Genomic DNA, 23,677 nt, shown 5'->3' on the forward strand with positions numbered 1-23,677 from the left:
TACAGCACACGGTGAGAGACGGACGGCGGCGGGACCGCCGGCGCCGTCCGGGCGGCGGGCGGGAGTGACACACTCTCCCGTGTGGCGCCGACCTTCGACGATCTCCTCCACCGCGCCCGAGCCCTCGGCCGGGACGGCCGACGCGCGGTGCTCGGCATCGCGGGCAGCCCCGGGGCCGGGAAGTCCACGCTCGCCGGGGAGTTGGTGCGGGCACTGAACGGCGCCGGGGAGCCGTGGGTCGCGCACGTCCCGATGGACGGCTTCCACCTCGCCGACGCCGAACTGGACCGGCTCGGCCGCCGGGACCGCAAGGGCGCCCCGGACACCTTCGACGCGGCCGGGTACGCGGCCCTGTTGCGGCGGCTGCGCGAGGAGGCGTACGGGGACGTCGTGTACGCGCCCGGTTTTGAACGGGTGCTGGAGCAGCCCGTCGCGGGGGCCGTTCCGGTGCCGCCGACGGCTCGGCTGGTGGTGACGGAGGGGAACTACCTGCTGCTGGACACCGGTGCGTGGGCGCGGGTGCGACCGCAGCTCGACGAGGTGTGGTTCTGCGAACTGGACGAGGAGGAGCGGGTGCGGCGGCTGGTGGTCCGGCACGTGGAGTTCGGCAAGCGTCGGGACGAGGCGGTGGCCTGGGTCGCGCGCTCGGACGGGCCCAACGCCGAACTGGTCGCGCGGACCCGGCACCGCGCGGACCTCGTGGTCCCGGCGTCGGCGGTGCCACGTGTGCGCCGCACCCACTCCTCACCGGCGTCGTCAAGGGGACCTTCCGCTTCAAAGCGCGCATGAATGTTTTCATACGCCTTGCAAACCACATGGCATATATAAATACTGCTGGCAGATCACGACATGTCCACTCCGGACCGCGATCCCTGCCCGCCACGTCATCACCCGCTCCGCCCGGAAAGCCGACGGTCCGCCCCTGCGCAGCCAGACACCTTCGCAGCGGATGACGCCGGCCCCGACCGGACGCCCGTACCAACGCCCGAACCCGCCGGCCCCTGCCCGCTCCGACGGCCGCGCCGGACCAGGGCCGCCCCACCCGTCGTCCACCCCAGCGACGCCGCACACCCGGAAGCGATGATCATGACCGTGACGTCCACGCGCCTCAGTCCGGACTGGCCCTGCCAGGTCAAGGCACCCGGCAGCTACGACTGGGAACGCTCGGCGGCCAAGTGGCTGCGCGAGCTGGTACCGGCGCGCTACGCGAGCTACCCCGCGTTCATCCGGCACCCCGTCCTGCTGGCCCGGCACGCCCAGATCCAGGTCGAGCACGAGATCCGAGTGGCGCGCATCGCCCTGCAGACGGCGCGGGCCGACCTGCCCCGGCTCGGCCTGCACGAAGGGGTCATCGAGCACACGATCAAACTGTACGCGGCCGAGGTCATGCAGTTGCAGCACATCGCGCGCAGCGTGCGCGCGGTCACGCGGGCCCTGGTGGAATCGGGCCGCTGACCGGGCGGGACGCGCCGGTCGGGCGTCACCCCGTACGGGACTCCAGCGCGCGGCGGGTGTCGTCGCCGTAAACGCCGGTCTCGTCACCCTGGACGCCGTACCAGAGCTGGAACCGGGCGACGGCCGCGGACAGGGTGGCGTCATAGCGGCCACTGGTGGCGCCGTCGCGGTAGACGTCCGGGATACGCAGGAGGCGTTCCTGGAGTTCGGCCACCTCGGGGCCCGAGTCGCCCTCGCCGAGGAACCCGGGGGCGGCCGGGGCCCGCTCGGGCGGCGCGGCGGGCGGGCTCGTGGAGGGGCGGGGATCCGGCACGGCTCGGTCGTCGGTGTTCTGCCCCAGGAGCAGGACCGCGCCACCGAAACCCAGTACCGCCGCCGCGGCCACGGCGATCGCCACGGCGGCCCGCCGCGTCGCGGGGCTGTGCGTGGGCGGATGCGCGGGGGCGTGCGAGGGCCGGCCGGGCACAGTGCTGCCGTACGAGGGGCCTTGCGGCGCACGGCGGTTGGCTGGCGTGCGCCCGGGTGCTGGACTGTGGTGCGTGAAGCTCTCGTACGCGGGGCCGGGCACGGTCGTCGGCGGCCGGGCGGGCGGTTCGGAGGCGACCGACGGGAACTCCTGTGTCTCGTCCTCCGGACCGGTCGCCGGCCGGGGCAGGGTGACGGACTCGTAGCCCTCGCACTTCTCCCGTTCGAACTCCTTGAACAGTTCGGCGAGCGCGTCCGTGCGGCGCGGGCGCAGGACGCGGACGGGCTCGAGGGGCGGGCCGCCGTGCGGCTGCCCGGGGTCGGACGGCGTCGGCACGCTGCTCTCCTTCCGCTGTGCACGAGGGCGGAGCCGCCCACAGGAAGAGATACGCGCCCAGAGCGGCGGAGGTTCAGCCGACGGCGCGCAGAAAACGGTGCAGGGAAGCCGTCATGGCGGACACGAAGGACTCCCGGGACGCCGCGTCCAGGGCGTCGAGGGACAAGTACGGGTTCAGGTCCTCCAACTCGACCAGCAGCAGTTCGCCGTCCGGGGCGCGGCAGGCGTCGACCCGCTGGATGCCGTGGTCGAGGGTGTTCCAGTCGACGAAGCTCCGGGCGAACTCCAGGTCGCGCGAGGTGGCTTCGTACGGCTCCAGTTGCCAGCGCCGGCCGGGGTCCGGGGCGTACAGGGCGTACTGGATGTCGTGGTCGACGAAATAGAAGGAGACCTCGTACGCGAAGTCGATGTGCGGCTGCACCAGGACGCTGCCGTCGATGAACTCCCGCACGGCGTCCCTGGCGACGACACGCAGCCCCACCGAGTCGGCGCCGAGCCTGGGTTTGACCACGTACCGGTCCGCCGCGGGCAGCAGCTGCAGGTCCTCGGCGCGGTCGACGGTGGGGATCACCGGCCGCCCGGCGGCGCTCAGTTCGAGCAGGTACTGCTTGCCGGCCATGTCGCCCCGGCCGGTGAGCGGGTTGTAGACCGGCTTCCCGGCCTCCGTGGCCCGCCGGCGGAAGGCTTCGTAGGCGTCCGGGTACGTCAGCACCGGGCCGCTGTTGCGGACGACCACGGCGTCGAAGCCGTCCAGCAGCGCGGCGGCGTCCCGTGGATGACAGAGCGCCAGGTCGAAGTCGGCGCGCAGCCGGGAGGTGAGGTGGACGTCCTCGTCGCCGTAGCGGCGCCCGCGGGCCGGATACGTCAGGTCGGTGACATACAGGAGGCGGGGACGGGGTCGGGCGGGCGCCATGCGGGGCTCCTCGGGGGGACGACAGCGACCTGATCATATGAATGATCCGCAGGTATCGAAACAGCACGGGAACGCGGTGAACACAAAGGAGGGATACGGAGTGCCTTTACGAGTGGCACTGAGTGCCATACGCTGTCGCTGTGCACGGTGGCACACGACACACCGAGCACGTGCGTGCCGGGCACCGTGCACGCGGGATGGCGGCCGAGTGCAGGGAGTCGACCAGCGTGTACCACCACTCAGGAAGCGTGGCTCAGCAGGCAGCCGGCACCACGACGGGTCTGCTCGAACCCCACGGCGCGAACAGTGCGGAGGCCATGGCCTTCCAACGGTGCACCTGGTGCGGCACCACGATGTACCACCGGCTGTTGTGCCCCGTCTGTCAGGGCAGCGACCTGCGCACGGAGCACAGCGTGGGCGTCGGCACGGTCCGCCACTCCACGACACTGCACCGCAATATGCCGGCTGCCCGGAACGTGTCCCTGATCGAGATGGCCGAGGGCTTCGTCGTCCGCGGCCGGGTCATGGGCCCGCCCATCGGCATCCACAGCGGGGACCGGGTACGGCTGTCCACGGCCGAGGACCCGGTGCGCGGCGAGCCGGTCTTCCAGCTCGTCGACGAGCCCTACCGCGCCTGGACCTGACCGCCCGCCCGGAACCGGTCCGGGCGACGGGAGTTCAGTCGGCCGGAGTGACGCGGATACCGACGGTGCCGTCACGGCCCCGGCGCAGTCGGCTGCCGAGCAGCGTCAGCCGGCCCGACAGGCCGTACTTGCGGGCGATCAGCTCGCGGTAGCGGGCGGTGGTGGCCGCATCGCAGATCTCCGCGGTGGCCGGGACCTGGCCGCCGGTCGGACGGCCACGCATGTCGCAGGGGCCGACCAGGACATCGGCGCGGGCCCGGATCCGCTTGACCTTCCAGGAGTCGACGGCGGTCCAGACCCCGAGCGCGTTCCCGTCCCGCACCACCCACACCGGGGTGGCCACCGGCGTACCGTTCCGCCGGTAGCTGGTGACCAGCAGGTACTTTCCCGCTCCGAGCCGTTCGAGCAGCGCGTCGTCCATACCCGGCAGTCTAGGCCCGGTCACCCCTCCTGCTTGTCTTGGACGCCGCCCCGTCCGCGCGCAGGGCCGCTCGACGCGCAGGGCCGGCGCCTCCCGTACATCGGATCGCTCCGGCGGTGAACACGGCGGGGCCCGCGTCCGTATGGACTGAGGGCACTCGACTCAGGGGAGGCCCCGTGGTGTTCGCACCGCGCTGTTCTGGTTCGGGAGTCATGCATGAGGCACGCACGACGACGGGTCGTCCGGCGAGTGACACGGCTGGCGGCCGTCGGCGGACTCCTCCTCGGAGCGACGATGGTGACCCGCGCCGTCGCGACTGAACCCCCGGCGCCGGACCCGGTTCCGTACGCCGTGGCCGAGGAGGGCACCGGCCCCGGCTCCGCACTCGTGTCGCGGCTCGGCGCCTCCCGTACGGCGGGCAGCTGGCTCGGCGAGGACGGGCGGACGGTCGTCGCGGTCACCGACGAGAAGGCGGCGGCCGAGGTGCGGGAGGCCGGCGCCGACCCGAAGATGGTGCGCCACAGCATGCGCGACCTGAAGTCGGCCACGAAGACGCTGGGTTCGGCGCCGCGCGTGCCGGGGACGGCCTGGGCCATGGACTACCGGTCCAACGAGGTGGTGGTCCGCGGCGACAGCACGGTCTCCGCGAACGACTGGTCCGACCTGACCCAAGTGGCGGAAGGGGCCGGTGGTTTCGTCCGCATGGAGCGCACCGAGGGCACCTTCACCACGCGGATCAACGGAGCGGAGCCCATCCTGTCGACCGCCGGGCGCTGTTCCGCGGGCTTCAACGTGACCGACGGCAAGCGTGAGTTCATCCTCACGGCCGGGCACTGCGGGCCGGACGGGTCGGTCTGGTTCGCCGACGACGGGGGCAGGAAGAAGGTCGGCACCACGGTCGGCGGCAGCTTCCCCGGCGACGACTACTCCCTGATCGAGTACGACGGCGGCCGGGCCGGCGAAGGCGCCGGTGTCGTGTCGGTCGGCAACGGCCAGGGCGTACGGATCACCGGCGTGGGCGACCCCACCGTCGGCCAGCGGGTATTCCGCAGCGGCAGCACGAGCGGGCTGCGCGACGGGGAGGTGACGGCGCTCAACGCGACGGTGAACTACCCGGAGGGCACGGTCAGCGGCCTCATCGAGACCAATGTGTGCGCCGAACCCGGTGACAGCGGCGGCCCGATGTTCTCCGAGGGCATCGCGCTCGGTGTGACGTCGGGCGGCAGCGGCGATTGCCGGCAGGCGAGCGGTACGACGTTCTTCCAGCCGGTCACGAAGGCGCTGGCGCAGCTGAAGGTGGACCTCCTCGTGGCCCCGAAGGCCCAGGGCGGAGCGGACACGGCCGCCCCCGCTCCGTCGGCTTCGGCGGACGCGGCGACGGCCCCGGACGCCGCGTCACCGGGTTCGTCGGCGGCGGGGATCGGCGCGTCGACGCTGCTGTCCCGCCTGACCGACCCGCGGAACGTGGGACCCGGGATGCTGGTCATCGGGGGCAGTCTGATGGCCCTCGTGGCGACCCGCTGGATCCGCGCGGAGCAGGACCGCAAGGCGTACCAGCGGTACTACTCGACGACATGGAGCTGAGCCGGGTGCTGGTACCGGAGCATCTTCACCGGCGCCAAGGCGTCGGTGAAGATGCTCGCACGTGACACGGGCAACCCGGGCCACGAGGACGGCATATGCGCCCCGGACCGGAGAGCCGGACCGGCGATGCGGCCGGGACCAGGTCCCGGGCCAAGGCCGAGACCGGCGACAGGGCGAGCGGAAGGAGGTCGGACGGCGGGGCCTGTGCGGCGCCTCAGGCCGCCTCGGCCCGCTCCGGGAGGGCCTCGGCCCACTCCTGGACGAGACGCTGGTACTCCGCGCGCTGCTCGCCGCTCAGTGTCCCGCCCGACCGGAGCCACAAGGCCCGGATCTCCTCGTTGACCTCGGCAGCCGATCGCTCGGGTGAAGGTTCAAGAGTGGTGGACATGTTGTGAAGCATAGGGCCACCGGCGTGAAAGTCACGTGAGTAATCACGAGCCAATCGAACATACCGGACAGTGTCACTGATCACGTCCATCTGCCATGGAACGTGCGCGAGTTCACCTTCACGGACCTCCGAAGGACACCCCTCCCGGCCTCCCCGGCCCCTCCCCGACCGCCCCCGGCCGGCACGGCCGGTGGAGGGCGGGGGCGCGAGGACCCGCGTGGCATGCGAGCCGGGCGGAGTCTCCCGACGACATGCGTGAACCGTCCACTGTCGGACAGGTGCCACCGAACAGCGGGCCGTTACGGCATCGTGCTCCCCGACCCTTCGAAGGGCACCGAGGCCGCGGTCGCCGCCCACGGGAAGAAGGGCGTCGAGTTCACGGCCTCCACCCGGCCGGTCGCCGACCGAAAGGACTTCCCGACGTTCAGCTCCCCGATCACCCACCGCGCGGCCGACATGTGTGCGTCGCAGATCGGCCTCGTTCCCTCCCAGTGAAAGGGCACGCATTCCATGACGTTCTCGCTCGGCATCGTCGGCGCCGGCCAGTTCTCCGGCCAGTTCGCCACCCTGTTCCAGGCGCACCCCGGCGTCGGTGACATCCACGTCACCGACCTACTGCCCGAGCGGGCCCAGCAGCTCGCCGCCGCGCAGGGACTAGCCGGCACCTTCCCGTCGTACGAGGCCATGCTGGAGTCGCCGGAGATCGACGCGGTCGCGATCTTCACCCAGCGCTGGACCCACGGCCCCCTGGTGCTCCAGGGTCTCGACGCGGGCAAGCACGTGTACTCGGCGGTCCCCATGGCGATCCGTACGGAGGAGATCGCGGCGATCATCGACGCGGTCGAGGCGACCGGTCTGACGTACATGATGGGTGAGACCAGCCAGTACCACCCGGCGACGGTCCATGCCCGCGACCGGATCGCCGAAGGCGCCTTCGGGCGGCTGTTCTACGCCGAGGGCGACTACGTCCACGACATGGACCTCGGCTTCTACGAGGCGTACCAGTACAGCGGCGGCGACAACTGGAAGGCCACCGCCAGCTATCCCCCAATGCTGTACCCGACACACGCGGTGGGCGGGGTACTGGGTGCCTGGCGGACGCATGCGATCGGCGTCTCCGCGATCGGCGTCAGGGACGAGCGTGGGGACGGCGTCTTCGACAAGGAGGTCAGCCGGTTCGACAACGACTTCTCCAACGCCACGGCCCTGTTCGAGGTGGCGGGCGGCGGCGCGTTCCGCACGAATGAGTTCCGGCGGGTCGGCTATCCCTCACACATCAGGGAATCGCGGTTCCGGTTCTTCGGTACGGAGGCGAGCATGGAGCAGCTCGCCACGGTCGCGCTGTGGCAGGACAAGAGCGGCGTCCAGGACATCAGCGAGCTGCTGCAGCCCAAGGAGACCCTGTCCCCGGACGATCCGTCCCTCCAGCACGTGGCGCCGGAGCTGCGCTCCGCCTTCACCTCGGGATCGGCGGCGGTGCACGACCGGTCCCGGCTCCCTCGCGAGTTCGACCTGCTGCCCAACGGCCACGAGGGCAGCCATCACTACCTCGTGGACGACTTCGTGACCGCCGTGAGCACCCGCACCCTGCCCTCGGTGAACGCGTGGGTCGCCGCCCGCTACACCCTGCCCGGCATCGTCGCCCACCAGTCGGCGCTGCAGGGCGGCACCAGGCTGGAGATCCCGGACTTCGGGGACGCGTCACAGAGGTGGCCGCCGGTCACCACGGCAGGGCGGCGGACCGTCAGCGGTACCCCGTGACGTCCGCCGGCTTGCCCGGGTCCTGGACCTCGACGAGGTAGCGCCAGGCGTCCGGGCGGCTGCCGTCGAGGTCGGTGAAGCCGTACTCCCGGGCAAGGCCGCCGCTGGAGAGGGAGGTGCCGTTGAAGCGGGACACCCGCGGGTCGGCGGCGAGCGCGGCGACGGCCCGGCCCACGTAGCGCGGGGTCTCCGAGATGGCGAAGTGGGGGACGCGGGTCAGGGCGTCCCGCCAGTTGTCCTCCCTCACCCCGAACTCGTCGAGCATGATCTCCGAGCGGAGCCAGCCCGGGGTGAGCGCGAGGGCCGTGGCGCCGCGCGGACCGAGTTCGTGGCCGAGGGCGAAGGCCATGCGCAGGACGGACGTCTTGGCGAGGTCGTAGAAGAAGGAGACGCGGTAGGTGTCGCGGTTGTAGTCCGCGGTGCCGTCGGTGACCTCGACGACCAGGCCGCCGGGGTGGCGCAGCAGCAGCGGCAGGGCATGGTGGCTGGTGACAGCGTGCGTGTCCACCGCGAGCCGGAGCAGGCGCAGCCCCTTGTCGAGGTCGTGCTCCCAGACGGGGGCGTCCCACTCGAAGAGCTTCTCGCCGCCCCAGATGTCGTTGACGAGGACGTCCAGGCGGCCCTGCTCGTCGGCGATGCGGTCGACGAGGGCCTTGACCTGGGCGGGGTCCAGGTGGTCGGTGGGGACGGCGATGCCCCGGCCGCCGGCCTCGGTGACCAGGTCGGCGGTGTCCTCGATGGTCTCGGGGCGGTCGTACTCGGAGCGCCCGGCGCGGGTGCTGCGTCCGGTGACGTAGACGGTGGCGCCCGCCGCGCCCAGTTCGACGGCGATGCCGCGTCCGGCTCCCCGGGTCGCTCCCGCGACCAGTGCGACCTTGTTCTGCGACGACCCGGTGATCGACTCCGGCATGTCCGGCCTCCCGTCACGCGTGACAGCGATCTGCTGTCGCTACGAGCGTGACGGGTAAGCCGGACATCCTCTGTCCCCTTTTCCCGGGAGTCGCCCGGTCGGACGTGACCGGGGCAAAGTCGCCGGAGCGGCTCAGTGGCCGCGGGCGATCCACTCCTCGAGGTGCGGGGCCTCCGCGCCGATGGTGGTCGAGTCACCGTGGCCGGTGCGGACCTTCGTCTCCGGCGGGAGCGTGAGCAGCCGCTCCCGGATCGAGTCGACGATCGTCGGGAAGTGGGAGAACGAACGGCCGGTGGCGCCGGGACCGCCCTGGAACAGGGTGTCGCCGGTGAACACGGTGGCGAGCCCGGGGTCGTACAGGCAGACCGCGCCGGGCGCGTGCCCCGGCGTGTGCAGCACCGTGAGGTCGGCGCCGGCCGCCTCGATCACCTGGCCGTCGACCAGCCAGGAGTCGGGGTCGCGGTCCGGGTGGGTCTGCTTCCACAGCGGCAGGTCGTCGTGGTGCAGCCAGATGGTGGCCCCGGTGCGGTCGGCGAGGGCGGGCGCGGCGTCGATGTGGTCGTTGTGGGCGTGGGTGCACACGATCGCCTTCAGGCGGCGGTCGCCCACGGCCTCGGCGATGGCGTCGGCGTCGTGGGCGGCGTCGATGACGATCACCTCGTGGTCGTCGCCGACGATCCACACGTTGTTGTCCACGTCCCAGGTGCCGCCGTCGAGGCTGAACTGCCCCGAGGTGACGAGGTGTTCGATGCGGGTGGTCATCAGAGCACCACCACCGAGCGCAGCACGTCGCCGCGGTGCATCCGCTCGAAGGCCTTCTCGACCTCGTCGAGCCCGATCGTCTCGGTGACGAACGCCCCGAGGTCCAGGCGCCCTTGCTGGTGCAGGTCGATCAGCATGGGGAAGTCGCGCGAGGGCAGGCAGTCGCCGTACCAGGACGACTTCAGGGAACCGCCGCGTCCGAACACGTCGAGGAGCGGCAGTTCGAGCTTCATCTCCGGGGTGGGCACGCCGACGAGGACGACGGTGCCCGCCAGGTCACGGGCGTAGAAGGCCTGTTCGTACGTCTCGGGGCGGCCCACGGCATCGATGACGACGTCGGCGCCGAAGCCGCCGGTGAGTTCACGGATCGCCTCGACCGGGTCGGCCGTACGGGAGTTGACGGTGTGGGTGGCGCCCATGGAGCGGGCGGTCTCCAGCTTGCGGTCGTCGATGTCGACGGCGATGATCCGCGCCGCTCCGGCGAGCCGGGAGCCGGCGATGGCCGCGTCGCCGACGCCGCCGCAGCCGATGACCGCGACGGAGTCGCCCCGGCCGACGTTGCCGGTGTTGATCGCGGCGCCGATGCCCGCCATGACACCGCAGCCGAGCAGTCCGGCGACCTGCGGGGAGACGGCGGGGTCGACCTTGGTGCACTGTCCGGCCGCGACGAGCGTCTTCTCGGCGAAGGCTCCGATGCCCAGGGCCGGGGAGAGTTCGGTCCCGTCGGTGAGGGTCATCCGCTGCTTCGCGTTGTGCGTGTCGAAGCAGTACCAGGGGCGTCCGCGCCGACAGGCGCGGCACGTCCCGCACACCGCGCGCCAGTTGAGGACGACGAAGTCACCGGGGGCGACGTCGGTGACGTCGTCGCCCACCGACTCCACGATCCCCGCGGCCTCGTGGCCGAGGAGGAACGGGAAGTCGTCGTTGATGCCACCCTGCTTGTAGTGCAGATCGGTGTGGCACACTCCGCAGGCCTGGATGCGGACGACCGCCTCCCCCGGCCCCGGGTCGGGTACGACGATCGTCTCGATGCGTACCGGCTCGTCCTTGCCCGGTGCGATCACGCCGCGTACTTCCTGCGCCATGGTGCTGGCTCCTTCGTCTCCCGATGTACGTCCTCCGACCCTACGCGACCTGCCGGGGACCCGGCCGGTGGGCTCCACGGCAGGTCGGGGCGTGCCGGCCGGGGGTTTCGTGCCGGGTGCACGAGGGCGGTCCCGGCGTGCCGCGGGCGGACCGCGGCGACATAGCCTGAGCTCTCCGCCCGACGCCGAGGGAGCGACGTGAGCATCGCAGCGCAGAAGTCCGGCCCGCCCGCCTGGCGGGCTCTCCTCGGTTACGTACGGCCGCACCGGTGGGCCCTGCTGGGCGGCGCCTCGCTGTCCCTGCTGACGGGGGCGACCGGCCTGATGCTGCCGCTGGTCGCCCGCGGCCTGATCGACGACCTGTCGGACGACCGGGCCATCACCGGCGCGCTGGTGCTGATGTCGGCCCTCGTCATAGCCAACGCCGCGCTGGGCGCGCTGGGTTCGTACGTGCTGCGGCGCACCGCCGAGTCGGTGGTGCTGGGGGCGCGGCGCTCGTTGTCGTCGTATCTGCTGCGGCTGCGGATCACGGCCGTGGACCGCAGCGAACCGGGTGACCTGATGGCCCGCATCACCTCCGACACCACACTGCTGCGGGAGGTCACCACGGACTCGCTGGTGGGCCTCGGCACGGGCGGTCTGACGCTGATCGCGACCATCGCGCTGATGGGTTTCGTCGATCCGGTGCTGCTGGGGGTCACCCTGGTCGTGATCGTGGGCGCCGGGACGGTCCTCGCGCTGATCGTGCCGCACATCAGCCGGGCCAGCCGGCAGGCGCAGGACGCGGTCGGTGTGATGGGGGCCTCGCTGGAACGGGTGCTGGGCGCGCTGCGCACGGTGAAGGCGTCCGGTGCCGAGCCGCGGGAGGAGCGCGCGCTGCACGAGGCGGCCGAGGAGTCGTGGCGGCAGAGTGTGCGGGCCGCCAAGTGGTCGGCGGCGGCGGGCAACACCGCCGGGCTCGCGATGCAGGTCGCGTTCATCACGGTGCTCGCGGTGGGCGGGGCGCGGGTGGCGACGGGTGCCATCGACATCGGCACGCTGGTGGCGTTCCTGCTGTTCGTCTTCTACCTCATGATGCCGATCCAGAGTGTCGTCGGCGCGATCACGCAGTACCAGACGGGCAGCGCCGCGCTGGCCCGGATCCAGGAGGCGCTGCGGCTGCCCGCCGAGCCTGCCGCGGGGCCCGCGGCCCTGCCCACGCCGGGTGCCGCGCCCGCCGCGCTCGCCTTCGAGGACGTGCGTTTCCGTTACGCGGACGATCTGCCGTACGTGCACCACGGGGTGACGTTCACCGTGCCCGCACGGGGCATGACCGCGTTCGTCGGCCCGTCCGGCGCGGGCAAGACCACCGTCTTCTCCCTCATCGAGCGCTTCTACGACCCGGATTCCGGGGTGATCACCCTCGACGGGCGGGATCTGGCCGACTGGGATCTGCCGCTGCTGCGGTCCTCGATCGGCTACGTGGAACAGGACGCGCCCGTCCTGTCCGGTTCCCTGCGCGACAACCTGCTGCTCGGGAACCGGGAGGCGGACGACGACGAGGTGGCGCGGGTGGTGAAGACGACCCGGCTCGACGGTCTGCTGGCCAGGCTCCCCGACGGGCTCGACACACTGGTCGGGCATCGCGGCACCAAACTGTCCGGCGGGGAGCGCCAGCGGGTCGCGATCGCCCGCGCGCTGCTGCGCAGTCCCCGGCTGCTGCTGCTCGACGAGGCCACCTCGCAGCTCGACGCGGTCAACGAGGCGGCGCTGCGCGACACCGTCGCCGACGTGGCCCGGACGACGACGGTGCTGGTGGTCGCGCACCGGCTGTCCACGGTGACGATGGCGGACCGGATCGTGGTGATGGACGCGGGCCGGGTCCGCGCGGTCGGCACGCACCGGGAACTGGTGACCGCCGATCCGCTGTACGCGGAGCTTGCGGCGACGCAGTTCCTGGCGACCAGCGGGTGATTCCTCCCGGCCGGGGCGCGCCGCCCCGGGGCGGCGCAGTGGGCGCGGTCGCCAGGTCCGGGCGGCGGGGACTGCTCCGAGGACCTGGGCACGGGCCGGGCTTGCCGTACGCACCGGGCGGGGGGAGGCTCGTAGGTGAGGCCCGGCGTGGCCCGCTCCGGACCGGGCCGAGGCCCTCGAAGGAGGTCATCATGGCAACCTCGGCAGAGCCCCGTTTCGGCACTGACACACTGCGCCGAGGGCTCGAGGCCCCGACGGCCGCGCCCCTGATGGCGCTCTACGCGGACGACGCCGAAGTGCGCATCGTGGACCGCAACACCCAGCCCAGCCGCCCCATGGTCCTGCACGGCCGGGACGAGATCGCCACCATGCTCGACGACGTCTACAGCCGTGACATGACGCACCAGTTGGAGCGGTGCGTCGTCCAGGACGACCGGGCCGCCTTCAGCGAGACCTGTGTGTACCCGGACGGAGTGCGGGTGTACTCGGAGTCGATGGTCTCGCTGCGGGACGGAAGGATCACCGAGCAGACGATGATCCAGGCCTGGGACGAATGAGTGATCCGGTTCGGCCGGACGCCAAGGAGCACAGGACACGGTCGGGCACGCGCGCTCCGGTCGTGGAGTACGCGTGCCCGCGTCGGCGTCGGTACCGCGGAAGCCTGTCGCGAAACACGTCGGACCACAGCAATCGATAACGCTCAACAGATCCGTGCCGCACCACTCGCCGTCCCCCGGGACCGGCCCTAGAGTGACCTTCGTCACCCCCAAGGTCCCGCCGACACTCCGCATCCGCCTGCACGGTCTCTGGAGGGCACATGACCCGTATCTCGGTGAAAGTGGACGGCACGGCGTACGAGGACGAGGTGGAACCCCGTCTGCTGCTGGTCCACTATCTGCGCGACCGGCTCGGTCTGACCGGCACCCCGATCGGCTGCGACACCTCGAGCTGCGGCGCCTGCACGGTCGAGCTGGACGGCACGAGCGTGAAGAGCTGCTCGGTGCTGACCGTCCAGGCCGACGGGTGCGAGGTGACCACCGTCCAGGGGCTGGCCCGGCGCGGCGAGTGGACGCCGCTGCAGCGGGCCTTCCACGAGCAGCACGCGCTGCAGTGCGGCTACTGCACCCCCGGGATGATCATGGCGGCGCGTGATCTGCTGCGCGAGAACCCGGACCCCGACGCGGACGAGGTGCGCGAGGCGCTCGAGGGCAACATGTGCCGTTGCACCGGCTACCAGAACATCGTCCGCGCCGTCCTCGCCGCCGCCACGTCGGAGGAGGTCACGGCATGACGGATCAGAGCACCGGCCGGAACACCGGGCAGCGCGCCGAGCGCGAGGTGGGCCGGGGCCGGCTCCGCAAGGAGGACGCCCGGCTGGTCACCGGGCAGACCAACTGGACCGACAACATCTCCGTCACCGGTCTGCTGCACATCGCGTTCCTGCGCAGTCCCATGGCGCACGCCCGCATCGAGCGGGTCGATGTCTCCCCCGCCCTCGAACGCCCCGGTGTGGTGGCCGCGTTCAGCGGCCGTGACCTGGCCGAAGGGCTCGGTTCGCTGCCCTGCGCCTGGCCGGTCACCGAGGACATCGTACTGCCGGACCATCCGCCGGTCGCGGTCGACGAGGTGCGGCACGCGGGCGACCCGGTGGCGGTCGTGGTGGCCCGCGACCGGTATGCGGCGGCCGACGCGCTGGAGGCGGTCGAGGTCGACTACGAGCCGCTGGAGCCGGTGCTCGACCTGGAGGCGGCGCTCGACGAGGACGCCCCGCTGGTCCACGCGGACAAGGGCACCAACCGCAGCTACGTGTGGCCGCTGAAGACGGGCGAGGACTACGAGACGGTGAAGCGGCGTGCCGACGTGGTCGTCACCCGCCGCTTCCACCAGCAGCGGCTGATCGCGAACGCGATGGAGCCGCGCGCGGTCGTCGTCACCCCGCTCGCCGCCTCCGGCGAGTACACGGTCTACTCGGCGACCCAGGTCCCGCACATCCTGCGGGTGATGCTGGCGACGGTCACGGGAATCCCCGAGCAGAAGCTGCGGGTGGTCGCCCCGGATGTGGGCGGCGGGTTCGGCTCCAAGCTCCAGGTGTACGGCGAGGAGGCCGTCGCGCTGGAGGTCGCCCGGCGGCTGGGCCGCCCAGTGAAGTGGACCGAGTCGCGTTCCGAGGGCTATCTGGCCACCCACCACGGCCGCGGCATGATCCAGGACATCGAGGTCGCCGCCACCAGCGAGGGCAAACTCCTGGGCCTGAAGGTCGAGCTGCTCGCCGACATGGGCGCCTATCTGATGCTGGTCACACCCGGCATTCCGATCCTCGGCGCCTTCATGTACCCGGCGATCTACAAGATGGACGCCTACGACTTCACCTGTACGGGCGTGTTCACGACGAAGACACCGACGGACGCGTACCGCGGTGCCGGGCGTCCGGAGGCCACGTTCGCCATCGAGCGGATCATGGACGAGCTGGCGGCCGAGCTCGGCCTGGACCCCGTCGAGGTGCGGCGCCGGAACTGGATCCGGCACGAGGAGTTCCCGTACGCGTCGATCGCGGGTCTGACGTACGACAGCGGCAACTACGAGGCGGCCACCGAAAAGGCGCTCGCGCTGTTCGGGTACGACGACCTGCGCGCCGAGCAGCAGAAACGCAACGAGCGCGGCGACACCGTACGGCTCGGCATCGGCGTCTCGACGTACACGGAGATGTGCGGGCTCGCCCCGAGCCGGGTACTGCGGGACCTGCGGTACGCGGCGGGCGGCTGGGAGGCGGCGAGCATCCGCATGCTGCCCACCGGCAAGGTCGAGGTGGTCACCGGCACCAGTCCGCACGGGCAGGGACATGTGACGAGCTGGAGCCAGATCGCCGCCGACGTGCTGGGCGTGCCGTTCGAGGACATCGAGGTGGTGCACGGCGACACCAGGGCGGCCCCGCAGGGCATGGACACGTACGGCTCCCGGTCCCTCGTGGTCGGCGGGTCGGCGGTGCACCACGCGGCCGAGAAGGTGGTGGAGAAGGCCCGAAGGGTCGCCGCGCACCTATTGGAGGCGAACGAGAACGACCTGGACTTCACCGACGGCGTGTTCACCGTCAAGGGCTCGCCCGAGGCACGGAAGACGATCCAGGAGATCGCGTTCGAGGCGTTCACCTCGCACGACGTGCCCGACGGCATGGAACCCACGATCAACGCCGAACAGGTGGTCGACCCGGAGAACTTCTCGTACCCGCACGGCACCCATCTGTGCGCCGTGGAGGTCGACACGGAGACGGGGCAGTCCCGGATCCGCTCCTACGTCTGCGTCGACGACGTCGGCCGGGTGATCAACCCCGTGATCGTGGAGGGGCAGGTGCACGGCGGCCTCGCCCAGGGCATCGCGCAGGCGCTCTACGAGGAGGCCGTGTACGACGACGAGGGCAACCTGGTCACGGGCACGATGGCCGACTATCTGGTGCCGGTGGCCAGTGATCTGCCGGAGTTCGTCACGGAGCGGACCGAGACGCCGGCGACCTCCAACCCGCTGGGTGTCAAGGGTGTCGGCGAGGCGGGGACGATCGCCTCGACGCCGGCCGTGGTCGGCGCGGTCGTGGACGCGCTGCGGCCGCTCGGGGTGAACGACGTGAGGATGCCGTGCACGCCCGAGCGGGTGTGGCGGGCAGTGCGCTCGGCGAAGGAGGCCTCCGCATGATCCCCCCGGCATTCGACTACGCCCGGCCCACCAGCCTCGACGAAGCGCTGCGGGTGCTCGCCGACGGCGGTGAGGACGCGAAGGTGCTGGCCGGCGGGCAGAGCCTGCTGCCGCTGCTCAGGCTGCGGCTGGCCTTCCCGGAACTGGTGGTGGACGTCGGCCGCGTCCCCGGGCTGCGCGGGGTGCGCGAGGAAGGCGACACGCTCGTCATCGGCGCGATGACCACGCACCACGAGGTCGTCCGCGACCCGCTCGTGCGCCGGCACGCCGGGCTGCTGGCCGCCGCCACCCGTACGGTCGCCGACCCGGCCGTACGGCACCGGGGCACCTTCGGCGGCTCGCTGGCGCACGCGGACCCGGCGGCGGATCTGCCCGCGGCGGTGCTCGCCATGGACGGTGAGCTGGTCATCGCGGGTCCGGGCGGCCGGCGCACGGTCCCGGCCCGTGAGTTCTTCGTCAACTATCTGGAGACGGTGCTGGAGCCCGACGAGCTGCTGGTCGAGGTGCGGGTGCCGAAGGCGGACGGCTGGGGCTTCCACTACGAGAAGTTCCAGCGGGTGGCGCAGTCCTACGCGATCGTCGGTGTGGCGGCACTGGTGCGCCGCGACAACGGGCGGATCGCCGAGGCGCGGATCGGGCTGGTCAACATGGGTGCGACCCCGCTGCGGGCCACGGCGGCCGAACAGGCCCTGGCCGGCTGCGACGGCGCGCCGGCCGTGGCGCGGGCCGCGCAGTCGGCGACGGACGGCACCCAGCCGCCCCGGGACACCTCGGGCTCACCCGAGTACCGGGCCCACCTGGCACAGGTGCTCACCCGGCGGGCGGTACTGACCGCGGCCGGGATGGGGTGAGGCCGATCAGCGGCGCGGCGAGGAGCGCCGGGCCGGGGCCCGGCGGACCGGACGAGGCGGCTGCCGGGCCGGACCCGGGAACGTGCGGGCCGCATTGGGCTGCTTCCGGGCCGGACGAGGTGCGGGCCCGTCTGGAGGCGACGGGGTATCTCGTCGACGACGGGCTGGCCATCGCCTGCTTCCTCGCCCTGAAGCTGCACCGGCCGGTGTTCTGCGAGGGCGACCCGGGCGTCGGCAAGACCGCGCTGGCGGCCGCCCTCGCCGAGGCACTGGACGCTCCGCTGATCCGGCTCCAGTGCCACGAGGGCATCGACGCCTCCCAGGCCCTCTACGACTGGGACTTCCCCCGTCAGCTGCTGCATCTGCGGGCCGCCGAGGCGAGCGGGATCACGGACGCCGAGCGGCTGGAGGGCGAGCTGTACGACCGCCGCTTCCTCATCGCCCGGCCCCTGCTGCGAGCCCTTCAGACGCAGCCGTGCGTGCTGCTCGTCGACGAGATCGACCGGGCCGACGACGAGTTCGAGGCGTTCCTGCTGGAGCTGCTGTCGGAGTTCTCGGTGACGATCCCCGAGCTGGGCACCCTACGGGCCGAGGTGCCGCCGGTGGTCGTGCTGACGTCGAACCGCACCCGGGAGGTGCACGACGCGCTCAAGCGGCGCTGCCTGTACCACTGGTTCGGCCATCCGGACTTCGCCCGCGAGCTGGCCATCGTCCGGCGCCGGCTGCCCGGGGTGTCGGCGCGGCTGGCCGAGCAGGTGACCGCGCTGGTGCAGGCGCTGCGCGCGCAGGACCTGCTCAAGCCGCCGGGGGTGGCCGAGACGATCGACTGGGCTCAGGCCCTGGACGCGCTCGGGGCGAGCGAGGTCGACGCGGACCTCGCCATGGCCACGCTCGGGTCGGCGCTGAAGTACCGGGAGGACACCGAGCGGGCGCGTGGACTCGACCTGGCAGCGGTGCTCGCCGCACGAGGGACGTGATGGACATGGCGGACATGGCGGACGTGACCGGTGGGGCTGCGCGGGGACGCTCGGCGGCGGCCGGGGAGCAGGATGTGCGGGACGGCGACGTACGGGCGGGGGACGTACCGGCCGGCGGCCCGCCCGAAGCGGTCACGGTGCTTCTCGGGTTCGCCCGCGCCCTGCGCGCGGCGGGCGTCGACGCGAGCGCGGAGCGGGTGCACACGTTCCTGCGCGCGGTGGACGCCCTGCGGCCCGGGGCGCGGACGGACGTGTACTGGGCGGGGCGGCTGACGCTGTGCGCCGGCCGGGACGACCTGGAGCGGTACGACCGGGTCTTCGCCGCGTACTTCGGCACCGGCGAGCCCGGCGGACCACCGGCACCGGCCACTCCCCGCCCGCGGCAGCGGCTCGTGGTGCGCGACGCCGCGGGCCGCCGTGCGGCCGGTACGGAGGAGGAGCGTCCGGGGCCGCCCCTGGCCACGCGGGCGAGTTCCACCGAGACGCTCCGCCACCGCGATCTCGCGGGCCTGGCCGCCGCCGAGCGGGAGCAGGTGCGGCGGCTGCTGGCGGCGCTGGCGCCGCGCGGCGAGGTCCGGCGCACGGCACGGCGCCGGCCTGCCCGGCGCGGGGACGTGGATCCGCACCGGACCGTGCGGGAGCTGCTGCGGCGGGGCGGCGAACCGGCCCGGCTGCGGCACCGGGTCCGGGCCGAGCGGCCACGCCGTCTGGTGCTGCTCGTCGACGTCAGCGGGTCGATGGCTCCGTACGCGGACGCGCTGCTGCGCTTCGCGCACGCCGCCGTACGTGGCCGGACGGCGGAGGTGTTCACGATCGGCACCCGGCTGACCCGGGTGACCCGGGAGCTGTCCCACCGGGACCCCGATCCGGCCCTGAGCGCGGCCTGGGCCGCGGTACCCGACTGGCGTGGTGGGACCCGGCTCGGTGAGCTGCTGCGGGAGTTCCTCGACCGCTGGGGGCAGCGGGGCATGGCCCGTGGCGCCGTGGTGGTGCTGCTGTCGGACGGCTGGGAGCGCGGCGACCCTGAGCTCCTCGCGGCCCAGATGCGCCGCCTGCACCGGCTGGCCCATCGGGTGATCTGGGCCAATCCGCTCAAGGCACGCCCCGGTTACGCCCCGCTGGCCGCGGGGATGGCGGCGGCGCTGCCGAGCGTGGACGCGTTCGTCGAGGGCCACAGCCTGGCCGCCCTGGAGAACCTGGCGGCGGTGGTACGGGGTGCCTCGCCCGACCGGGCGGCCTCTCCTGACCGGGCTGCCTCCCCCGGCCGGGCTGCCGCACCCTACCCGGCTGCCGCACCCTACCCGGCCGCGGCACCCCGGGAAGGAGCCCACCGTGCGTGACATCCTCCCGGCGCTCACCCGCTGGTACACCGCGGGCCGGCCGTTCGGCCTCGCCACCGTGGTCGGCGCCGGCCGCAGCACACCACGCGACCCGGGCGCGGCGATGGCCGTGGGGCCGGACGACGAGGTGGTGGGCAGTGTGTCCGGTGGGTGCGTCGAGGGCGCGGTGTTCGAGCTGGCCCGGGAGGTCGTCGGTGACGGCGACGCCCGGCTGGAGACCTTCGGCTACAGCGACGACGACGCCTTCGCGGTCGGCCTGACCTGCGGCGGCGAGATCACCCTGCTCGTGCGCCCGGTGACGCCGGAGCGGGACCCGGCGTTCGGCGCCGTCGCGGAGTCGGTCGCCGCGGGCGAACCGGTGACCGTGGCGACGGTGACCGACGGTCCCGCGCCGCGCGGGGCCACGCTGGCCGTGTGGCGGGACCGGCTGGCGGGCACCCTGGGGACGACCGGCCTGGACGCGGCGGTCACCGCCGACGCGCGCGGCGAACTCGCCCTCGGCGCCACGGGGCTGCGCCACTACGGGCCCCGGGGACAGCGCCGGGAGGACGCGGTGAGTGTGTTCCTGCAGTCCTTCGCGCCACCGCCGCGCATGCTGGTCTTCGGGGCGATCGACTACGCGGCGGCCGTGGCCCGGATCGGCGCCTTCCTCGGCTACCGGGTCACCGTCTGCGACGCCCGCCCCGTGTTCGCCACGCCCCGCCGCTTCCCGGAGGGCGTCGAGGTGGTCGTGGACTGGCCGCACCGGTATCTGCAGGGTACGGAGACCGACGAGCGCACGGTGATCTGCGTCCTCACCCACGACCCGAAGTTCGATGTGCCGCTGCTCCTGGAGGCGCTGCGCCGGCCGGCCGCCTACATCGGCGCGATGGGCAGCCGCCTCACCCACACGGATCGCAGGGACCGGCTGGTCGAGGCCGGGCTCACCGCAGACGAGATGTCCCGGCTGCGCTCACCGGTCGGGCTCGACCTCGGGGCCCGTACGCCCGAGGAGGTGGCGGTGTCGGTGGCCGCCGAGATCGTCGCGCTGCGCTGGGGCGGCACGGGCGCACCGCTGTCCGCAACCGAGGGAGCCGTCCATCCGCGCGTGCCCGCGCCCTGAACGCCCCCGAGCCGCCCGGGCCTCGTCGGAGTCCGGCCCCTGCCCCCCGTCCCTGGTCCCCCGAGAACCGAGCCGCGAGGTGGAAGACATGGAACTGCATCACGAGTTCACCGTTCCCGTCCCGGTCGACGACGCCTGGCCGACGCTCCTCGACATCGAACGGGTCGCGCCGTGTCTGCCGGGGGCGACCGTCGAGGAGTACGACGGCAAGACGGTGACCGGCTCGGTGAAGGTCAAGGTGGGTCCGGTCACCGTGACCTACCGGGGCACGGCCGTCTTCGAGGAACGGGACGAGACGGCCCACCGGATGGTGCTGGTCGCCAGTGGCCGGGAGACCAGGGGCCAGGGCACCGCGCGGGCGACCGTCACGGCGACGCTCGACGAGCGGGACGGCGGCACGGCGGTGTCGGTGCGTACCGACCTGACGGTGACCGGGCGGCCGGCGCAGTTCGGTCGCGGGGTGCTGGCGGAGGTCGGCGAGCGGATCATCGGCCGGTTCGCCGCCTGCCTGTCCGAACAGCTGACGCAGCCGGCCGGGGCAGCCGATGCGGCCGACATGTCGGGGGCGGCTGTCGCGACCGGTGCACCGCAGGCCGCCCGGCGTGCCGAGGCCCCGCCGGACGAGCCCCTCGACCTGCTGCGCACCGCCGGTCTGCCGGTCGCCAAGCGGGCCGCCGCGGCGCTTGCGGGCGCCGTCGTACTGGGCCTGCTGGTCGCACGGATCTGCAGGCGGCGCCGCACCTGACACCAGGGTCGACAAATAGATACAAAAGGTGTGTGTGAACCATGCCGGTGTGGGTAATCGGCCCGGTAGCACCTCCGATCGCGGAAGGAGGTCCGTGAAAAGCGCATCTACTCGCAGCGTCCGGACCGCTTCCACCGACACGAAGCGGTCCGGTCCTTCAAACGTCGGCCCTTCAAGAGCTGACCATTCATCGCATATCCCTTTCCGTACGCCGATCGACCCGGCGTGCGAGGGATGATCACGGCACGGTCTCGACGGCGTTTGAAAGGTGAGACCGGGGTGGCCACGGGGTTACGATCGGGCAACGCGTACCAATCCGCCCGTTCGGCGGCAGGCGACCCGAAGGGCCACAAATCCAGATGCCGGTCAAGGTCAGCGTCATCGTCCCCGTGTACAACCCGGGGACCTACATCGAGGACTGCATCTCCTCGCTGCGACGGCAGTCCCTGCCTCCCGAAGAGTACGAGGCGATCTTCGTCGACGACGGTTCCACCGACGGGACTTCCGCACGGCTCGACCGGCTGACCGCCGAGGATCCCCGGATGCGGGTGATCCACCAGGAGAACTCCGGCTGGTCCGGCAAGCCGCGCAACGTCGGCATCGCCGCCGCCCGGGGCGATTTCGTGATGTTCGTCGACAACGACGACTACCTGGGCGACGAGGCCCTGGAGCGGATGTACGCGTACGGGGTGGCCAACGGCGCGGACGTCGTCGTGGGCAAGATGGCCGGCAAGAACCGCGGTGTGCCGGTGGAGCTGTTCCGCCGCAACCATCCACGGGCCACGGTGGAGAACGCCCCGCTGATCGACAGCCTCACCCCGCACAAGATGTTCCGCCGGGTGTTCCTCGACGAGATCGGGCTGCGTTTCCCCGAGGGACGGCGGCGTCTGGAGGACCACGTCTTCGTCACCGAGGCGTATCTGCGCGCGGCCAACGTCTCCGTGCTCAGCGACTACGTCTGCTACTACCACATCCGGCGCGACGACGCCTCCAACGCCGGTTTCCAGCGCTTCGATCCGGTGGGTTACTTCAGCAACCTCCGCGAGGCGCTCGACGTGGTCGAACGCTACACCGAGCCCGGTCCGGTGCGCGACCGGCTGTTCCGCCGGTGGCTGCGGGTGGAGATGGTGGAACGGCTGCGTGGCCGGCGGCTGCTCGGGCTGCCGGACGACTACCGCAGGGAGTTGTTCGGAGAGATCCACAAGGTGGTCGTCGAACGGTTCGGACCCGCTGTCGCGGCCGGGCTGCAGCCGACGCAGCAGGTGGTCGCCTCGCTGACGGCGGCGGACCGGTACGACGACGTGGTGGCCTTCGCCGAGTGGGAGGCCGGGGTCGTTCCGACGGCGGCGCCCACGAGCGTGGAGTGGGCGGGCGGTTCGCTGCTCATCGGCTTCACCACCGAGTACGCCTCCGCGGGCGCGCCGATGACGTTCCCGGCGGATGCCGCGCGCACCCCGCCGGCCGATACGCCGAAGAACGTGGAGGAGGCGGTGGCATGGGTCGGCGCGGAGGCCGCGGCCCGCTTCGACCAGGCCACCGCGGATCTGCTGCTGCGTGAACGCTCCAGCTCCGCCCAGTACTTCCAGCCCGTGGAGTTCACCCGGGAGACGGTTTTGGCCGACGACGGGGAGCATATGCGGCTGGTGCTGCGGGCGACGGCCACGGTCGACCCGGGCATGCTGCCGGGTGACGGGGTCTGGGATGCCGTCGTGCGGGTCAAGCTCGGCGGCTGGACCAAGGAGTGCCGCCTGGGCCCGGCCCCGCGTGCCACCCGCCCTGAGCCGTACGCGGGCGTCGCCGCCGGCCGGGCGGTCCTGCCGTACTGGACGGAGCCGCACGGCAATCTCTCTCTGGACATCCCGGTGAAGGGCAGACGGCTCGGCCTCGGCCAGGTGCGGCGGCCTGACGTCACGGTCTCCGGGGCGCGGCTGCGCGCCCGGATTCCGCTGCACGCGGTGGACGGCACGCCGGTGCGGCTCCGGTTCACCTCCGCGGGCCGGACCCTGTACACGCCGGGCGCGCTGACCGCTGAGCCGGAACGGCCGGGGTCGCGGCTGGAGGCGGCACTGCCCTCGGGTCTCCCCCGCGGTGTCTGGCGGGTGGCGCTCTGCCTGGACCCGGATGCCGCCGAACCGCGGTTCGGCGGGCTGCCGTTCGCGCTCCGCGCCGGCCGGGGCGGGGTGCTGGTGGTGCAGGTTCCGCGCCCCGGTTCCGTGGAGAAACTGGCGCGCAGGGCGCGGCGGGTGCTCGGCGTTGCCCGTGCGAGGGTGGCGCCGCTGATCAGAGGAAGGTGGTGACCG

The 23,677-nt window shown here is 72.5% G+C and carries 23 protein-coding genes; 16 read left to right on the plus strand and 7 right to left on the minus strand.

Annotated features, from left to right (window positions below):
* The first annotated feature begins 81 nt into the window (after nt 1-81).
* Together ACFPZI_RS01280 and ACFPZI_RS01285 are read left to right on the plus strand one after the other, a co-directional pair.
* Nucleotides 82-789: a nucleoside/nucleotide kinase family protein gene (locus tag ACFPZI_RS01280; protein ID WP_381356916.1), complete on the plus strand. Its 708-nt coding sequence runs from the start codon at nt 82-84 to the stop codon at nt 787-789.
* Nucleotides 790-1,080: 291 nt separating this feature from the next.
* Nucleotides 1,081-1,455 carry a hypothetical protein gene (locus ACFPZI_RS01285; protein ID WP_381356919.1) on the plus strand — a complete coding sequence of 125 codons (375 nt, stop codon included), beginning with the start codon at nt 1,081-1,083 and terminating at the stop codon, nt 1,453-1,455.
* A gap of 25 nt (nt 1,456-1,480) precedes the next feature.
* On the opposite strand, the gene ACFPZI_RS01290 is transcribed toward ACFPZI_RS01285, so the two are convergent.
* Both ACFPZI_RS01290 and ACFPZI_RS01295 read right to left on the minus strand, forming a co-directional pair.
* Nucleotides 1,481-2,257 (minus strand): peptidoglycan-binding domain-containing protein, encoded by a 777-nt coding sequence (locus ACFPZI_RS01290; protein WP_381356921.1) that lies wholly within the window; start codon nt 2,255-2,257, stop codon nt 1,481-1,483.
* Between the two features lie 73 nt (nt 2,258-2,330).
* Complete coding sequence (locus ACFPZI_RS01295; RefSeq protein WP_381356924.1) at nt 2,331-3,170, minus strand: ATP-grasp domain-containing protein; 840 nt, start codon at nt 3,168-3,170, stop codon at nt 2,331-2,333.
* A gap of 227 nt (nt 3,171-3,397) precedes the next feature.
* Here ACFPZI_RS01295 and ACFPZI_RS01300 point away from each other — a divergent pair, with 227 nt between their 5' ends.
* On the plus strand, nt 3,398-3,814 hold the full coding sequence (locus ACFPZI_RS01300; RefSeq protein ID WP_381356926.1) for a Zn-ribbon domain-containing OB-fold protein: 417 nt from the start codon (nt 3,398-3,400) through the stop codon (nt 3,812-3,814).
* 34 nt (nt 3,815-3,848) lie between these two features.
* Here ACFPZI_RS01300 and ACFPZI_RS01305 read toward each other — a convergent pair whose 3' ends face one another.
* Nucleotides 3,849-4,235 (minus strand): PPOX class F420-dependent oxidoreductase, encoded by a 387-nt coding sequence (locus ACFPZI_RS01305; protein WP_381356929.1) that lies wholly within the window; start codon nt 4,233-4,235, stop codon nt 3,849-3,851.
* 216 nt (nt 4,236-4,451) lie between these two features.
* On the opposite strand from ACFPZI_RS01305, the gene ACFPZI_RS01310 reads away from it, so the two are divergent.
* Nucleotides 4,452-5,819 (plus strand): S1 family peptidase, encoded by a 1,368-nt coding sequence (locus ACFPZI_RS01310; protein ID WP_381356932.1) that lies wholly within the window; start codon nt 4,452-4,454, stop codon nt 5,817-5,819.
* Nucleotides 5,820-6,033: 214 nt separating this feature from the next.
* On the opposite strand, the gene ACFPZI_RS01315 is transcribed toward ACFPZI_RS01310, so the two are convergent.
* A complete protein-coding gene (locus ACFPZI_RS01315) occupies nt 6,034-6,219 on the minus strand; it encodes a hypothetical protein (RefSeq protein WP_381210834.1) in 186 nt (61 codons plus the stop codon).
* Between the two features lie 297 nt (nt 6,220-6,516).
* Between ACFPZI_RS01315 and ACFPZI_RS01320 the strand changes: the two genes are divergently transcribed.
* The gene (locus tag ACFPZI_RS01320) at nt 6,517-6,702 is read left to right on the plus strand and encodes a hypothetical protein (RefSeq protein WP_381356935.1); all 186 of its coding nucleotides are present in this window, start codon (nt 6,517-6,519) and stop codon (nt 6,700-6,702) included.
* Nucleotides 6,703-6,717: 15 nt separating this feature from the next.
* A complete protein-coding gene (locus ACFPZI_RS01325; RefSeq protein ID WP_381356938.1) occupies nt 6,718-7,968 on the plus strand; it encodes a Gfo/Idh/MocA family protein in 1,251 nt (416 codons plus the stop codon).
* Here ACFPZI_RS01325 and ACFPZI_RS01330 read toward each other — a convergent pair.
* The 3 genes from ACFPZI_RS01330 to ACFPZI_RS01340 all read right to left on the minus strand — a co-directional run bounded on the left by ACFPZI_RS01330 (nt 7,952) and on the right by ACFPZI_RS01340 (nt 10,725).
* Nucleotides 7,952-8,878 carry an SDR family oxidoreductase gene (locus ACFPZI_RS01330; protein WP_381356941.1) on the minus strand — a complete coding sequence of 309 codons (927 nt, stop codon included), beginning with the start codon at nt 8,876-8,878 and terminating at the stop codon, nt 7,952-7,954. The two genes, ACFPZI_RS01325 and ACFPZI_RS01330, sit on opposite strands and share 17 nt — an antisense overlap.
* 132 nt (nt 8,879-9,010) lie before the next feature.
* On the minus strand, nt 9,011-9,640 hold the full coding sequence (locus tag ACFPZI_RS01335) for an MBL fold metallo-hydrolase (RefSeq protein ID WP_381356943.1): 630 nt from the start codon (nt 9,638-9,640) through the stop codon (nt 9,011-9,013).
* On the minus strand, nt 9,640-10,725 hold the full coding sequence (locus ACFPZI_RS01340; RefSeq protein WP_381356946.1) for an S-(hydroxymethyl)mycothiol dehydrogenase: 1,086 nt from the start codon (nt 10,723-10,725) through the stop codon (nt 9,640-9,642). The genes ACFPZI_RS01335 and ACFPZI_RS01340 overlap by 1 nt, the downstream gene beginning before the upstream one ends.
* Before the next feature lie 198 nt (nt 10,726-10,923).
* Here ACFPZI_RS01340 and ACFPZI_RS01345 point away from each other — a divergent pair, with 198 nt between their 5' ends.
* The 10 genes from ACFPZI_RS01345 (at nt 10,924) to ACFPZI_RS01390 (ending at nt 23,674) form a co-directional block, all read left to right on the plus strand.
* Nucleotides 10,924-12,678 (plus strand): ABC transporter ATP-binding protein, encoded by a 1,755-nt coding sequence (locus ACFPZI_RS01345; RefSeq protein WP_381356949.1) that lies wholly within the window; start codon nt 10,924-10,926, stop codon nt 12,676-12,678.
* Nucleotides 12,679-12,869: 191 nt separating this feature from the next.
* Nucleotides 12,870-13,235, plus strand: coding sequence for a nuclear transport factor 2 family protein (locus ACFPZI_RS01350; protein ID WP_381356952.1), 366 nt, complete (start codon nt 12,870-12,872; stop codon nt 13,233-13,235).
* 260 nt (nt 13,236-13,495) lie between these two features.
* Complete coding sequence (locus ACFPZI_RS01355) at nt 13,496-13,969, plus strand: (2Fe-2S)-binding protein (RefSeq protein WP_381356954.1); 474 nt, start codon at nt 13,496-13,498, stop codon at nt 13,967-13,969.
* Nucleotides 13,966-16,362, plus strand: coding sequence for a xanthine dehydrogenase family protein molybdopterin-binding subunit (locus tag ACFPZI_RS01360; RefSeq protein WP_381356956.1), 2,397 nt, complete (start codon nt 13,966-13,968; stop codon nt 16,360-16,362). Before ACFPZI_RS01355 ends, ACFPZI_RS01360 begins: the two co-directional genes overlap by 4 nt.
* Entirely contained in the window at nt 16,359-17,213 is an 855-nt protein-coding gene (locus ACFPZI_RS01365; RefSeq protein WP_381356958.1) for an FAD binding domain-containing protein, read from the plus strand. Before ACFPZI_RS01360 ends, ACFPZI_RS01365 begins: the two co-directional genes overlap by 4 nt.
* A gap of 119 nt (nt 17,214-17,332) precedes the next feature.
* Entirely contained in the window at nt 17,333-18,190 is an 858-nt protein-coding gene (locus ACFPZI_RS01370; protein WP_381356961.1) for an AAA family ATPase, read from the plus strand.
* Between the two features lie 14 nt (nt 18,191-18,204).
* Nucleotides 18,205-19,530 carry a vWA domain-containing protein gene (locus ACFPZI_RS01375; RefSeq protein ID WP_381356964.1) on the plus strand — a complete coding sequence of 442 codons (1,326 nt, stop codon included), beginning with the start codon at nt 18,205-18,207 and terminating at the stop codon, nt 19,528-19,530.
* Nucleotides 19,523-20,632 (plus strand): XdhC family protein, encoded by a 1,110-nt coding sequence (locus ACFPZI_RS01380; protein WP_381356967.1) that lies wholly within the window; start codon nt 19,523-19,525, stop codon nt 20,630-20,632. Before ACFPZI_RS01375 ends, ACFPZI_RS01380 begins: the two co-directional genes overlap by 8 nt.
* Before the next feature lie 88 nt (nt 20,633-20,720).
* Nucleotides 20,721-21,377 (plus strand): SRPBCC family protein, encoded by a 657-nt coding sequence (locus ACFPZI_RS01385; protein ID WP_381356970.1) that lies wholly within the window; start codon nt 20,721-20,723, stop codon nt 21,375-21,377.
* 359 nt (nt 21,378-21,736) lie between these two features.
* On the plus strand, nt 21,737-23,674 hold the full coding sequence (locus tag ACFPZI_RS01390) for a glycosyltransferase family 2 protein (protein ID WP_381356973.1): 1,938 nt from the start codon (nt 21,737-21,739) through the stop codon (nt 23,672-23,674).
* Nucleotides 23,675-23,677 lie beyond the last annotated feature (3 nt).

It is taken from the genome of Streptomyces chlorus (genome assembly GCF_042655885.1).
In the GTDB taxonomy this organism is placed as follows: domain Bacteria; phylum Actinomycetota; class Actinomycetes; order Streptomycetales; family Streptomycetaceae; genus Streptomyces; species Streptomyces chlorus.

Coding starts and splice junctions, on each gene's coding strand:
- ACFPZI_RS01285 (WP_381356919.1), top strand. CDS start 1,081: ATGATCATGACCGTGACGTCCACGCGCCTCAGTCCGGACTGGCCCTGC.
- ACFPZI_RS01295 (WP_381356924.1), bottom strand. CDS start 3,170: ATGGCGCCCGCCCGACCCCGTCCCCGCCTCCTGTATGTCACCGACCTG.
- ACFPZI_RS01305 (WP_381356929.1), bottom strand. CDS start 4,235: ATGGACGACGCGCTGCTCGAACGGCTCGGAGCGGGAAAGTACCTGCTG.
- ACFPZI_RS01310 (WP_381356932.1), top strand. CDS start 4,452: ATGAGGCACGCACGACGACGGGTCGTCCGGCGAGTGACACGGCTGGCG.
- ACFPZI_RS01315 (WP_381210834.1), bottom strand. CDS start 6,219: ATGCTTCACAACATGTCCACCACTCTTGAACCTTCACCCGAGCGATCG.
- ACFPZI_RS01325 (WP_381356938.1), top strand. CDS start 6,718: ATGACGTTCTCGCTCGGCATCGTCGGCGCCGGCCAGTTCTCCGGCCAG.
- ACFPZI_RS01330 (WP_381356941.1), bottom strand. CDS start 8,878: ATGCCGGAGTCGATCACCGGGTCGTCGCAGAACAAGGTCGCACTGGTC.
- ACFPZI_RS01335 (WP_381356943.1), bottom strand. CDS start 9,640: ATGACCACCCGCATCGAACACCTCGTCACCTCGGGGCAGTTCAGCCTC.
- ACFPZI_RS01340 (WP_381356946.1), bottom strand. CDS start 10,725: ATGGCGCAGGAAGTACGCGGCGTGATCGCACCGGGCAAGGACGAGCCG.
- ACFPZI_RS01350 (WP_381356952.1), top strand. CDS start 12,870: ATGGCAACCTCGGCAGAGCCCCGTTTCGGCACTGACACACTGCGCCGA.
- ACFPZI_RS01355 (WP_381356954.1), top strand. CDS start 13,496: ATGACCCGTATCTCGGTGAAAGTGGACGGCACGGCGTACGAGGACGAG.
- ACFPZI_RS01360 (WP_381356956.1), top strand. CDS start 13,966: ATGACGGATCAGAGCACCGGCCGGAACACCGGGCAGCGCGCCGAGCGC.
- ACFPZI_RS01365 (WP_381356958.1), top strand. CDS start 16,359: ATGATCCCCCCGGCATTCGACTACGCCCGGCCCACCAGCCTCGACGAA.
- ACFPZI_RS01375 (WP_381356964.1), top strand. CDS start 18,205: ATGGCGGACGTGACCGGTGGGGCTGCGCGGGGACGCTCGGCGGCGGCC.
- ACFPZI_RS01385 (WP_381356970.1), top strand. CDS start 20,721: ATGGAACTGCATCACGAGTTCACCGTTCCCGTCCCGGTCGACGACGCC.
- ACFPZI_RS01390 (WP_381356973.1), top strand. CDS start 21,737: ATGCCGGTCAAGGTCAGCGTCATCGTCCCCGTGTACAACCCGGGGACC.